This window comes from Streptomyces sp. NPDC094143 (genome assembly GCF_040303825.1).
In the GTDB taxonomy this organism is placed as follows: Bacteria; Actinomycetota; Actinomycetes; order Streptomycetales; family Streptomycetaceae; genus Streptomyces.
Genome location: NZ_JBEOTZ010000024.1, coordinates 125514 through 137898, shown reverse-complemented (window position 1 = coordinate 137898; position 12385 = coordinate 125514). Strand labels below are relative to the sequence as shown.

The following is a 12385-nucleotide window of genomic DNA, read 5'->3' as shown; positions in this document are numbered from 1 at the left end:
GATCTTCATCAACCAGCTCCGCGAGAAGATCGGCGTGATGTTCGGCTCCCCGGAGCCCCTGCCCTCCACCGGGAGAGCAGGGGCCCGGCCGGGCCCTACCGCACGGCGGCGGCCGCCGGTGCCGGGGCGTAGCCGGTGGGCCGGGCCGTGAACGTGCCACGGCCCTGGGTGCGGCTGCGCAACCGGGTCGCCCAGCCGGACAGTTCGGCCAGCGGCACGGTCGCGGTGACGACCGCGGCGCCCGCCCGGGTGACCGAGCCGGTCACCCGGCCGCGCCGGGCGGCGAGGTCGCCGAGCACGCCGCCGACCGCGTCCTCGGGCACCGTGACGGTGACCTCGGCGACCGGCTCCAGCAGGACCATCGCGCAGCCGCGCAGCGCCTCGCGCAGTCCGAGCCGGCCGGCCGTGCGGAACGCCGTGTCCGAGGAGTCCTTCACATGGGTCGCCCCGTCGGTGAGCGTGACGCGCAGCCCGGTCACCGGATGTCCGCCGAGCGGCCCCTCGGCGAGGGCGTCCCGGCAGCCGGCCTCGACCGCCCGCACGTACTCCTGCGGCACGCGCCCGCCGACGACGGTCGAACGGAACACGAAGGCGCCCTCGCCGTACGGCTCCACGTCGAGCACGACCTGAGCGAACTGCCCCGCCCCGCCGTCCTGTTTGGCGTGCCGGTACACCAGACCCGACACACCCCGGCCGACGGTCTCGCGGTGACTGACCCGGGGACGGCCCACACCGACCTCCAGGCCGAGCTCGCGCCGGAGCTTCTCCACCGCCACCTCCAGGTGCAGTTCCCCCATGCCGGACAGCACGGTCTGCCCGGTCTCCGGGTCGGTGCGCACGACCAGCGAGGGGTCCTCCTCGGTCAGTCGCGCCAGCCCCGACGCCAGCCGGTCGGTGTCACCGGCGCTGCGGGCCTCGACCGCGACCGACACCACCGGCTCGGGCACACCGGGCGGTTCCAGCAGCAGGGGCGCGCCCGGCGCGCACAGGGTCGAGCCGGCGCGGGCGGACTTCAGCCCGACGACGGCGACGATGTCCCCGGCGACCGCGCTGTCCAGCGGTGTGTGCCGGTCGGCCCGCACGCGCAGGATCCGGCCGATCCGCTCGGTGCGACCAGCGGTCGCGTCCCAGAGCGTGTCCCCCTTCCGGATGGTCCCCGAGTAGATCCGCAGATAGGTCAGCCGCCCGGTCGCGGTGGCCTGCACCTTGAACGCGAGGGCGAGCGGCGGCGCCGCCGGGTCGGCGGCCCGCCGCTGCTCCGCCCCGGCGTGGGTGCCGCGCACCGGCTCCACGTCCAGCGGCGACGGCAGCCACGCCACGACGGCGTCGAGCAGCGGCTCGATACCGCGGTTGCGGTAGGCGGAGCCGCACAGCACGACCACGCCGTCCCCGCTCCGGGTCAGGTCCCCGAGGGCCGCCGCGAGCGTCCGCCGCGAGAGGGAACCCCTGGCGCAGAACTCCTCCAGGGCGCCCGGGTGCAGCTCCGCCACCGCCTCCTCCAGGGCCCGGCGGCGGGCGAGGACCTCGTCCCGCAGGCCGTCCGGCACCGGAAGGTCCTTTGGCGCCTCGCCGTCATCCCACACCAGGGCGCGCATGCGGACGAGGTCGACGACGCCGGTGAAGCCGTCCTCCGCCCCGATCGGCAGCTGGACCGGCAGCGGCGCGGGGTGCAGCCGCTCCCGGATCGACGCCACGGCCGTGTCGAGGTCGGCGCCGGCCCGGTCCATCTTGTTGACGAACGCGATCCGCGGCACGCCGTGCCGGTCGGCCTGGCGCCACACCGACTCGCTCTGGGGCTCCACCCCGGCCACCGCGTCGAACACGGCGACAGCGCCGTCGAGCACCCGCAGCGCGCGCTCCACCTCGTCGGCGAAGTCGACGTGACCGGGGGTGTCGATGAGGTTGATCCGGTGACCGTCCCAGGCACAGCTCACCGCCGCGGCGAAGATGGTGATGCCCCGGTCGCGCTCCTGCGGGTCGAAGTCCGTGACGGTCGTGCCGTCGTGGACCTCGCCGCGCTTGTGGGTGGTTCCGGTGGCGAACAGGATCCGTTCGGTGACGGTGGTCTTGCCGGCGTCGACATGGGCGAGGATGCCGAGGTTGCGGACGGCGGCGAGCGGGTTCAGGTGGATGCGCACGGCCCGGGGCCTTTCGATGCGATCGGGAGAAGGGCAGCGCGATTACCGGGAGATGGGCAGGGACAATTCGCCCGATGGTCCGTCAGAACACCTGTGAGTGGCCGGTGTTCGCCCCGGTCAGCCGGTGCCGCCGCGCAGCGGGCACCGGGGCGACGAGGACACGAGGATCACCTCGTAGCGCGGGAGGGAGACAGCGGCAGCGGTGTGGTCACGCACGGCCGTCCCCCCTTCATTCGTCACGCCGGCGCACCGCCCGGGTCGTGGGCGGCGCGGGTACGTCCGTGAGTGTAGGGAGCCTCGCGGGAGCGGGACCAGGGATTAATCCGGGGTGTTGAGGGCGTAGTCCTTGCCCAGGGCACGACCGAGTGTCTCGATAAGAGACACCCGCGCGCCGTCACCGGAAGGCGCCGGCGTGTTCGGCGGCCCACTGCGCGAAAGTGCGTGCCGGGCGGCCGGTGACCTTCTCGACGATGCCGGAGACGGTGCGGCCCACCTCAGGCGTGTTCCCGTACGCCTCCAGCAGGAAATCGATCACGTCCTGGGGCAGGTGCGCGGCCCGCCACTGCTCGACGGCCTCCTCCTCGGTCAGCTCGACCAGGGCGATCTCCCGGCCGACGGCGGCGGCGAGGGTCTTCACCTTGTCTCCGACGGTGAGCACCTCGGGGCCGGTGATCACGTACTCCTGGCCCGCGTGGCCCTCCTCGGTCAGCGCGACCGCAGCGACGGCGCCGATGTCGCCCTCGTGGACCATGGCGCTCAGCCGGGAGACGAACGGCTCGCGCACCTCGCCCGATGCCGTGATCCCGGCCGTCCACTCCAGGGCGTTCGCCATGAACTCGACCGGCATGAGCACCGTCCAGTCCACGCCGTCCTCGGCCCGCACGGCGTCCTCCAGCGGCGTGGGCCCGCCGCCGTGCAGCACGGTGACGCGGCGGACGCCGGCCGCACGGGCGAGTTCCAGGATCCGCGGGCCGGTCTGGAGCGGGGTGAAGGCCGCGCCGCCGAACGTGATCAGGTGCAGGCCGCTCACGCCCTCCAGCGCCGGGGCCAGGCCGTCGGGCTCGGTCAGGTCGCCCTCGACTACCTCGACCCCGGCCGGGAAGGTGGCCTTCGCCGCGTCACGGGTGAGGGCGCGCACCCGGTGGCCCCGTGCGAGCAGTTCGGCGACGACCTGGCGGCCGACGGTGCCGGTGGCGCCGGTGACGAGGATCCTCTGCGTTTCGGTCATGCCCCGACCCTAGGAAGGCTTGCGGTCACCTTCTGTCCGCGACAGCACCCGGGTACGGCCCGCCACCCGTTGTGCTGCGGGAGGCACGAGAAAGGGTGCCGACCATGAACTGGTCGGCACCCTGCGTGTCAGTGTCCGAGGGGGGACTTGAACCCCCACGCCCGATAAAGGGCACTAGCACCTCAAGCTAGCGCGTCTGCCATTCCGCCACCCGGACCAGGTGTCCGTCGCCTTGCCAGGGGTGTTCCCCGCGGCGACAGGCACCACAATACCAAGGTTTCGGAGCGCCTTTCACCTGCGTTTCCGTCCGCCGGGCGGGGTTCCGGGACCTCGCGGCCCGTTGCCCCTAGGGTCACACCATGAGTGACTGGTTGGTGACGCAGAGCCCTGTCGCGAGGCGTCGCCCGCACGCCCTGTCACCGCTCAGGGAGCATCTGCGGGACACGTTCTGGTTCGCCCCCACCGCGGCGATGGCCGCCGTCTTCCTGGTGTGGCTGGGAGCACAGGCGCTCGACACGGCCATCGTGGAGGCACTCCGGAAGGAGGGCGACTACGACACGCTCGACGAGCTGCTGCGGTTCGCGCAGGACGCGAAGGCAGTGGTGAGCGCGGTCGGCTCGGCGATGATGACCTTCATCGGTGTGGTGCTCAGCATCTCGCTGGTGGCCGTGCAGATGGCGAGCGGGCAGTTCACCCCGCGTGTGGTGCGGCTCTTCGTCCGCAGCCGGATCACCAAGGCGACCTTCGCGGTGTTCCTGGCCACGTTCGTGCTGACGCTGCTGGTGCTGACCGCCTTCGACAGCGCCGACGACGCCCGTGTCGTGACGTCGCTGCCGCTGGTGCAGTCCGTCCTCACGCTCTGCATGGTCGCGCTGAGCCTGCTGCTGTTCGTGCTGTACGTGAACAGCACCCTGCGGCTGATGCGGATCAGCCAGGTGATCGCGCGGATCGCCGCGGAGTCCTTCCGGGTGGCCGCCTCGATGACCGCACCCGCGGGCGGGCAGGAGGCGCCCGACCTGGGCGCCGCGACCGCGTGGGTGCCCCACGAGGGGCGGGCCGGGGTGCTGCGGGACGTGCACATCGCACGGCTGGTGCGGGTGGCGCGCAAGCACGGGGCCGTGCTGCGGCTGATCCCGCGGATCGGGGACTTCGTGGTGCCGGGCACACCCGTGCTGGCGGTCCACGGTGGGGCCGCCCCGCCGCGCAGGGCGCTGCGCCACACCGTCTCGGTGGGCGTGGAGCGGACCTACCACCAGGATCTCGGCTTCGGGCTGCGGCAGTTGGCCGACATCGCGTTGCGCGCGCTGTCGTCCGCGATCAACGATCCGACGACCGCCGTTCAGGCGCTGGACCGCATCGTGCAGTTCCTGGCGGTGCTGAGCCGGCATCCGCTGGACGCCGCCCTGCACCGGGACCGGGGCGGGGTGGTACGGCTGGTGCAGCCGGTGCCGGGGTGGACCGAGCTGGTGGATCTCGGGTTCACGGAGGTGCGCGGCTGCGCCGTGGGGAGCCCGCAGGTGTCGCGGCGCATGCTGGCCGGGCTGGACGACCTGCTCCTGCTGGCGCCGCGGGACCGGCGGGAGCCGCTGCTGCGTCACCGCGCACTGCTCCGGCAACAGGTCGCCCACACGGCCCCGACCCCGGCGGACCGGGCTTTCGCCCTGCACCCGGACCGGCAGGGCATCGGCTGAGGGGGCGGGGGCCGGAACCGGCCCGTGGAGCCGAGCACAGGGCAGCGCCCCGCGCACGCGGCACCCGACGCCGGCCGCCCTCACTCCCCTCACGGCAACAGCTGGTACTCCGGGAAGTTCCCCGGCAGCCGCTCCCCCGCCGGTCCGCGTGTCACCGCGCGCACCAGCAGTTCCCCGCCCACGAACGCGCCGCGCCAGGACGCCCCGAGTCCGCCGAACAGCTCGTCGCGGTCGCCGCGGGAGCGGGGCCGGCCGTGGCCGACCTTGAACGCGCGGATCTGCGGGGCGAGCCGCTCGTAGGTGGCCCGGTCGTCCGTGGACAGCGTGGCCACCAGCGCCCCGTTGGAGGCGTTCATCGCGGCCAGCAGCTCCGCCTCCGTGTCGACCAGGACGATGGTGTCGACCGGGCCGAACGGCTCCGCGTGGTGCAGGGGTGAGGAGCGCGGCGGGTTGAGGAGTGTGACGGGCTGGACGTAGGCGGAGGTGTCCTGCCCGGGCAGGAAGTGCGCGTCGCCGGGGCTGGCGCGGTGCAGCGGCACCGCCCCGCGCTCGACCGCCTCGGCCACCTGGTCCTGCAACTCCTTCGCCTTCGCCGCGTTGATCACCGGTCCGAAGTCCAGCTCCGGGCAGGGATCGCCGGGCTGCTCCACGGCGAGCGGATGCCCGACCCTGAGCGCGCGGACCGCCGGGAGGTACGCGGCCAGGAACGCGTCGAACAGCTGCCGCTGGACGACGAAGCGCGGGTACGCCGTGCAGCGCTGCTTGCCGCAGTCGAAGAGCTTGGGGATCACCGCGGTGAGCGCGTCCCAGTCCGAGTGGTTCCAGATGCCCCAGGTGTTGAGTCCCTCCTGTTCGAGTACGTGGCGTTTGCCGAGGTCGGCGACGGCCGTGGCCACCGCGGCGCCGGTGTCGCGGCCGCCGACGAAGGAGACGCAGCCGATCTCGGGCGCCCGTACGAGCGCCTCGGACAGCTCGCTCCCGCTGCCGCTGACGAGGGTCACGGGGATCCCCTCGCGGGCGGCGAGCGCGCAGGCCAGGGTGAGACAGGCGACGCCGCCGTCGGTCGGGGTCTTGGCGATGACCGCGTTGCCTGCCAGTGCCTGGACCAGCACTGCGTGAACGAGCACGCTCATCGGGTAGTTCCAGCTGGCGATGTTGGACACGGGCCCGTCCAGCGGGGCCCGGTCGGCGAGCATCGGCTCGATGCCGTCGACGTACCAGCGGACCCCGTCGATCGCCCGGTCGACGTCCGCCTGGGCGAGCCGCCAGGGTTTGCCGATCTCCCAGACGAGCAGCAGCGCGAGGAGCGCGCGGTGTTCGGCGAGAGCGTCGAGGGTGGCCGCCAGGCGGGCCCGGCGCTCCGGCAGCGGGACGTGCCGCCAGGCCCGGTGCTGGTCGAGGGCGGCGCGCACGGCCTGCCGGGCGGTGGCCCCGTCCAGGCGCGGCGGGCCGGTGATCGGGCTGCCGTCGACCGGGCTGACGGCGGGCAGGACCCGGCCGTCCGCTTGCCAGCCGGCGTTCCAGAGGTTGAGGACCCGGTCGTCGCGGAAGGCCTCGGGTGCGGCGGCGAGACAGCGCTGCCAGGCGTCGGGCCAGGACGTGCCGGCTTTCAGGGTGAGGGGGGGTGCCATGCGGTTGCTCCGCTCTCGGTGCACGGTCGGGGGGGCGGACAGACGGGCTCGGGCGGCCCGCCCCGGTGTGGACTCACGGCCCGCCACGGGTCTCGGCTCGAACGGCCCGCAGGTCTGGACTCGAACGGCCCGCAGGTCTGGACTCGAACGGCCCACCACGGACCGGGCTCGGCCGACGGCTACGGCCTGAGATCGAACGACCCACCGCGGGTCTCGGCTCGAACGGCCCACCACGGACCCGGCTCGGCCGGCCGCTACGGGCCTGAGATCGAACGACCCACCGCGGGTCTCGGCTCGAACGGCCCACCACGGACCCGGCTCGGCCGACCGCCGCAGGCCTGCGATCGAACGACCCACCGCGGGTCTCGGCTCGAACGACCCACCACGGACCCGGCTCGGCCGACCGCCGCAGGCCTGAGATCGAACGACCCGCCACGGGCCTGCGATCGAACGACCCGCCACGGGCCTGCGATCGAGCGGCCCGCGGATCTCGGCTCGAACGACCCGCGGCTCTGGACTCGAACGGCCCGTCGCGGGGCCGGCTCAGACGGCCCGCTGCCGGTCTTCGAGCAGGGCGAGCACGAGCTTCGCGGTCTCGGTAGGGGTGCTGCCCACCCGCACACCGACCGCCTCCAGTGCCTCCTTCTTCGCCCGGGCCGTACCGGAGGAGCCGGACACGATCGCGCCCGCGTGCCCCATGGTCTTGCCCTCGGGCGCGGTGAATCCGGCGATGTAGCCGACGACGGGCTTGGTGACGTGCTCGCGGATGTACGCCGCCGCGCGTTCCTCGGCGTCGCCGCCGATCTCGCCGATGAGCACGATCAGGTCGGTGTCGGGGTCGTCCTCGAAGGCGGCGAGGCAGTCGATGTGCGTGGTGCCGACGACGGGGTCGCCGCCGATGCCGACGCAGGTCGAGAAGCCGACGTCGCGCAGCTCGTACATGAGCTGGTACGTCAGCGTGCCCGACTTGGAGACCAGGCCGATGCGGCCCGGTTTGGTGATGTCGGCCGGGATGATGCCCGCGTTGGACTGGCCCGGGGTGATGAGGCCCGGGCAGTTGGGGCCGATGACGCGCGTGCCCTTCTCCCGGGCGTAGGCGGTGAAGGCGACGGAGTCGTGGACGGGGATGCCCTCGGTGATGACGACCGCGAGCCCGATTCCGGCGTCGGCGGCCTCGACGACGGCCGCCTTGGCGAAGGCGGGCGGCACGAAGACGACGGTGACGTCCGCTCCGGTCGCGCGCCTGCCCTCGGCGACCGAGCCGTAGACGGGTACGGCCGTGGGGGCGCCTCCCAGGCCGTTCGGGCTGCGGGGGACGTCGAAGTCGACGGTGCGGCCGGCCTTGCGGGGGTTGACGCCGCCGACGACGTTGGTGCCGGCCGCGAGCATCCGCCGGGTGTGCTTCATGCCTTCGCCGCCGGTCATGCCCTGGACGAGGACCTTGCTCTCCTTGGTGAGGTGGATGGCCATGGCGTTCCCTCTCCTCAGGCCGTGGTGGCGAGTTCGGCGGCACGGGCGGCGGCGCCGTCCATGGTGGTGACCTGCTCGACCAGCGGGTGCGCGTGCTCGTCGAGGACGGCCCGGCCCCGGGCCGCGTTGTTGCCGTCGAGGCGCACGACGAGCGGTTTGGTCAGCCGGACGCTGTCCAGTGCCTGGACGATGCCGTCGGCGACCGCGTCGCAGGCGGTGATGCCGCCGAAGACGTTGACGAGGACGGACTTCACGTCCGGGTCGGAGAGGATGACCGACAGTCCGCCGGCCATGATCCGGGCACTGGCACCGCCGCCGATGTCGAGGAAGTTGGCGGGCCGCGCACCGCAGCCCGCGACCACGTCGAGGGTCGACATGACGAGCCCGGCGCCGTTGCCGATGATGCCGACCTCGCCGTCGAGCTTGACGTAGTTGAGGCCCTTGGCGGCGGCCGTCGCCTCCAGCGAGTCGCCGTGCACGACGTCGTCGGCGCCCCACCGGGCCCGGCGGAAGCGGGCGTTGTCGTCGAGGGTGACCTTGCCGTCCAGGGCGAGGACCTGCCCCTGCCGGGTGCGCACGAGCGGGTTCACCTCGACCAGGAGGGCGTCCTCGCGGACCAGGACCTCCCAGAGCCGGACGAGGACGTCCACGGTCTGCGGCGGCAGTCCGGCGGCTTGTGCGATCTCGCCCGCCTGGGCGGAGGTGACGCCCCGGGCCGGGTCGACGGGGACGCGGGCCACGGCGTCGGGCCGGGTGGCGGCCACCTCCTCGATGTCCATACCGCCTTCGGCCGAGGCGATCGCGAGGAACCGGCCCGCCGTGCGGTCGAGTACGTAGGACACGTAGAACTCGGTCTCGATGTCCACGGGCTGGGCCAGCATCACCGTGCCGACCGTGTGGCCCTTGATGTCCATGCCGAGGATCTGACGGGCGGTGAGCTCCGCCGCGGCGGGGTCGGCGGCGAGCCTGACACCGCCCGCCTTGCCCCGTCCGCCGGTCTTGACCTGGGCCTTGACCACCACGCGTCCGCCGAGCCTGCGGGCGATGTCGCGTGCCTCCTTGGGCGAGTCGGTGACCTCGGCCCTCGGCACCGAGATGCCGTGTTCTTCGAAGAGTTCCCTTGCCTGGTGCTCGTACAGGTCCATTCCGGCTCCTGACTGAAAGTGCCGCACGCCCCCTGGACACCACCCACCGGATGCGGGATAACAAGCTTCATACAGTATTCGTCGACTGTATGCAATGTACCGCGAGCCGCTCCAACCCCCTACGAAGGGACAGGACTTCGCCATGCCCGACGACACCCAGGACGTGATCTCCGGTGGTCATCTCGTAGCCAAGGCGCTGAAGGCCGAGGGGGTCGACCGCATCTACACGCTGTGCGGCGGCCACATCATCGACATCTACGACGGCTGCGTGGACGAGGGCATCGAGGTCGTCGACGTCCGTCACGAACAGGTCGCCGCCCACGCCGCCGACGGCTACGCACGCATCACCGGCAAGCCCGGCTGCGCCGTGGTCACCGCGGGCCCGGGGACCACCGACGCCGTCACCGGGGTCGCCAACGCCTTCCGCGCGGAGTCCCCGATGCTGCTGATCGGTGGTCAGGGTGCCCTCACCCAGCACAAGATGGGCTCTCTGCAGGACCTGCCGCACGTCGACATGATGAACCCCATCACCAAGTTCGCGGCGACCGTGCCGGACACGGCGCGCGCGGCGGACATGGTGTCCATGGCGTTCCGCGAGTGCTTCCACGGCGCGCCGGGCCCCTCCTTCCTGGAGATCCCGCGCGACGTGCTCGACGCCAAGGTGCCGGCCGGGAAGGCACATGTGCCCCAGGCCGGTGCCTACCGTGCCTCGACCCGCTCGGCCGGCGACCCGGAGGCGGTCGAGAGGCTCGCCGACCTGCTGGTGCACGCGGAGAAACCGGCCATCCTGCTCGGCAGCCAGGTCTGGACGACGCGGGGCACCGAGTCGGCCATCGAGCTGGTGCGCACGCTGAACATCCCCGCCTACATGAACGGCGCCGGCCGCGGCACCCTGCCACCCGGCGACCCGCACCACTTCCAGCTCTCGCGCCGGTACGCCTTCTCCAACGCCGACGTCATCGTCATCGTCGGCACGCCCTTCGACTTCCGCATGGGCTACGGCAAGCGGCTGTCGGCGGACGCGACCGTCGTGCAGATCGACCTCGACTACCGCACCGTCGGCAAGAACCGCGACATCGACCTCGGCATCGTCGGCGACGCCGGGCTCGTGCTGAAGTCGGTGACCGAGGCGGCCTCCGGGCGCGTCGACGGCGGGGCGTCGAAGCGCAAGGAGTGGCTGGACGAGCTGCGGGCGGCCGAGCAGACCGCCCTGGAGAAGCGGCTGCCCAGCCTGAGGTCGGACGCCTCACCCATCCACCCGTACCGTCTGGTCAGCGAGATCAACGACTTCCTCACCGAGGACTCCATCTACATCGGCGACGGCGGCGACATCGTCACCTTCTCCGGGCAGGTCGTGCAGCCCAAGTCGCCCGGGCACTGGATGGACCCGGGCCCGCTCGGCACGCTCGGCGTCGGCGTCCCGTTCGTGCTCGCGGCCAAGCAGGCCCGGCCCGACAAGGAGGTCGTCGCGCTCTTCGGTGACGGCGCGTTCTCCCTGACCGGCTGGGACTTCGAGACTCTCGTCCGCTACGACCTCCCCTTCGTCGGCATCGTCGGCAACAACTCCTCCATGAACCAGATCCGCTACGGCCAGGCCGCCAAGTACGGCAAGGACCGCGAGCGGGTCGGCAACACCCTCGGTGACGTCCACTACGACAAGTTCGCCCAGATGCTCGGCGGTTACGGCGAGGAGGTCCGCGACCCCGCCGACATCGGCCCCGCCCTCCGGCGCGCCCGCGAGTCCGGCAAGCCGTCCCTGATCAACGTCTGGGTCGACCCCGACGCGTACGCCCCCGGAACCATGAACCAGACCATGTACAAGTGAGGAGCGCTTGGCATGACCCAGACCTCGACCAGGGCTCTCGACGGCATCCGCGTCCTGGACATGACCCACGTCCAGTCCGGGCCCTCGGCGACCCAGCTGCTCGCCTGGCTCGGCGCGGACGTCGTCAAGCTGGAGGCACCGACCGGTGACATCACGCGCAAGCAGCTGCGTGATCTGCCGGACGTCGACTCCCTCTACTTCACGATGCTCAACTGCAACAAGCGGAGCATCACCCTCAACACCAAGACCGAGCGCGGCAAGGAGATCCTGACCGAGCTGATCCGGCGTTCCGACGTGATGGTCGAGAACTTCGGGCCGGGCGCGGTCGACCGCATGGGCTTCACCTGGGACCGCATCCAGGAGATCAATCCGCGTATCGTCTATGCCTCCATCAAGGGGTTCGGCGAGGGCCCGTACACCAACTTCAAGGCGTACGAGGTCGTCGCGCAGGCCATGGGCGGGTCGATGTCGACCACCGGTTTCGAGGACGGGCCGCCGCTGGCGACGGGGGCCCAGATCGGGGACTCGGGGACGGGTGTGCACGCCGTGGCGGGCATCCTCGCCGCGCTCTACCAGCGGGAGCGCACCGGTCGCGGGCAGCGGGTCAACGTGGCCATGCAGCACGCCGTGCTGAACCTGTGCCGGGTGAAGCTGCGGGACCAGCAGCGTCTGGCACACGGGCCGCTCGCTGAATATCCCAACGAGGACTTCGGCGACGAGGTTCCCAGGTCGGGGAACGCGTCCGGCGGCGGCCAGCCCGGCTGGGCGGTCAAGTGCGCGCCGGGCGGGCCGAACGACTACGTGTACGTCATCGTGCAGCCCGTCGGCTGGCGGCCGATCAGCGAGCTCATCGGCCGGCCCGAGCTGGCCGACGACCCCGAGTGGGCGACGCCCGAGGCGCGGCTGCCCAAGCTCAGCAAGATGTTCCAGCTGATCGAGGAGTGGTCCTCGACGCTGCCCAAGTGGGAGGTGCTGGAGCGGCTCAACGGGCACAACATCCCCTGCGGGCCGATCCTGTCCACGCGGGAGATCATCGAGGACCGTTCGCTGGTCGCCAACGAGATGGTCGTGACCGTGCCCCACCCGCAGCGGGGCGAGTTCGTGACGGTCGGCAGCCCGCTCAAGCTGTCCGACTCCCCCGTCGAGGTGACCAGCTCTCCGCTGCTCGGCGAGCACAACGAAGAGGTCTACGTCGGCGAACTCGGCCTCGGTGACGAGGAACTGCGCCTGCTCAAGTCGAACGGGGTGATCTGACGT

At 72.2% G+C, this 12385-nt stretch carries 9 protein-coding genes and 1 tRNA gene; 4 read left to right on the top strand and 6 right to left on the bottom strand.

Going from position 1 to position 12385, the window contains the following annotated elements:
- The first annotated feature begins 1 nt into the window (after position 1).
- Positions 2-151: a hypothetical protein gene (locus ABTZ58_RS40260; RefSeq protein ID WP_502996131.1), complete on the top strand. Its 150-nt coding sequence runs from the start codon at positions 2-4 to the stop codon at positions 149-151.
- Here ABTZ58_RS40260 and fusA read toward each other — a convergent pair.
- The 3 genes from fusA to ABTZ58_RS27470 form a co-directional block, all read right to left on the bottom strand.
- Positions 96-2138 carry an elongation factor G gene (gene fusA / locus ABTZ58_RS27480; RefSeq protein ID WP_351362001.1) on the bottom strand — a complete coding sequence of 681 codons (2043 nt, stop codon included), beginning with the start codon at positions 2136-2138 and terminating at the stop codon, positions 96-98. The genes ABTZ58_RS40260 and fusA overlap by 56 nt on opposite strands.
- A gap of 394 nt (positions 2139-2532) precedes the next feature.
- Positions 2533-3366 carry an NmrA family NAD(P)-binding protein gene (locus tag ABTZ58_RS27475; protein ID WP_351361998.1) on the bottom strand — a complete coding sequence of 278 codons (834 nt, stop codon included), beginning with the start codon at positions 3364-3366 and terminating at the stop codon, positions 2533-2535.
- Between the two features lie 132 nt (positions 3367-3498).
- A tRNA-Leu gene (locus ABTZ58_RS27470) sits at positions 3499-3583 on the bottom strand.
- 142 nt (positions 3584-3725) lie between these two features.
- Here ABTZ58_RS27470 and ABTZ58_RS27465 point away from each other — a divergent pair.
- Positions 3726-5057 (top strand): DUF2254 domain-containing protein, encoded by a 1332-nt coding sequence (locus tag ABTZ58_RS27465; RefSeq protein ID WP_351361995.1) that lies wholly within the window; start codon positions 3726-3728, stop codon positions 5055-5057.
- Between the two features lie 89 nt (positions 5058-5146).
- Here ABTZ58_RS27465 and ABTZ58_RS27460 read toward each other — a convergent pair whose 3' ends face one another.
- From ABTZ58_RS27460 to sucC, 3 genes are all read right to left on the bottom strand, one after another.
- A complete protein-coding gene (locus ABTZ58_RS27460; RefSeq protein ID WP_351361992.1) occupies positions 5147-6688 on the bottom strand; it encodes an aldehyde dehydrogenase family protein in 1542 nt (513 codons plus the stop codon).
- Between the two features lie 543 nt (positions 6689-7231).
- Positions 7232-8158, bottom strand: coding sequence for a succinate--CoA ligase subunit alpha (gene sucD, locus ABTZ58_RS27455; protein WP_351361990.1), 927 nt, complete (start codon positions 8156-8158; stop codon positions 7232-7234).
- Positions 8159-8172: 14 nt separating this feature from the next.
- On the bottom strand, positions 8173-9303 hold the full coding sequence (gene sucC, locus ABTZ58_RS27450) for an ADP-forming succinate--CoA ligase subunit beta (protein WP_351361987.1): 1131 nt from the start codon (positions 9301-9303) through the stop codon (positions 8173-8175).
- Between the two features lie 142 nt (positions 9304-9445).
- On the opposite strand from sucC, the gene ABTZ58_RS27445 reads away from it, so the two are divergent.
- Together ABTZ58_RS27445 and frc are read left to right on the top strand one after the other, a co-directional pair.
- The gene (locus tag ABTZ58_RS27445; RefSeq protein WP_351361984.1) at positions 9446-11128 is read left to right on the top strand and encodes a thiamine pyrophosphate-binding protein; all 1683 of its coding nucleotides are present in this window, start codon (positions 9446-9448) and stop codon (positions 11126-11128) included.
- A 12-nt stretch (positions 11129-11140) separates the two neighbouring features.
- Entirely contained in the window at positions 11141-12382 is a 1242-nt protein-coding gene (gene frc / locus ABTZ58_RS27440) for a formyl-CoA transferase (RefSeq protein WP_351361981.1), read from the top strand.
- Positions 12383-12385 lie beyond the last annotated feature (3 nt).

Excerpts from the sequence above, each read along its gene's own strand:
- ABTZ58_RS27445 (WP_351361984.1), top strand. The coding sequence starts at position 9,446 with ATGCCCGACGACACCCAGGACGTGATCTCCGGTGGTCATCTCGTAGCC.
- ABTZ58_RS27475 (WP_351361998.1), bottom strand. The coding sequence starts at position 3,366 with ATGACCGAAACGCAGAGGATCCTCGTCACCGGCGCCACCGGCACCGTC.
- sucD (WP_351361990.1), bottom strand. The coding sequence starts at position 8,158 with ATGGCCATCCACCTCACCAAGGAGAGCAAGGTCCTCGTCCAGGGCATG.
- ABTZ58_RS27460 (WP_351361992.1), bottom strand. The coding sequence starts at position 6,688 with ATGGCACCCCCCCTCACCCTGAAAGCCGGCACGTCCTGGCCCGACGCC.
- frc (WP_351361981.1), top strand. The coding sequence starts at position 11,141 with ATGACCCAGACCTCGACCAGGGCTCTCGACGGCATCCGCGTCCTGGAC.
- sucC (WP_351361987.1), bottom strand. The coding sequence starts at position 9,303 with ATGGACCTGTACGAGCACCAGGCAAGGGAACTCTTCGAAGAACACGGC.
- ABTZ58_RS27465 (WP_351361995.1), top strand. The coding sequence starts at position 3,726 with ATGAGTGACTGGTTGGTGACGCAGAGCCCTGTCGCGAGGCGTCGCCCG.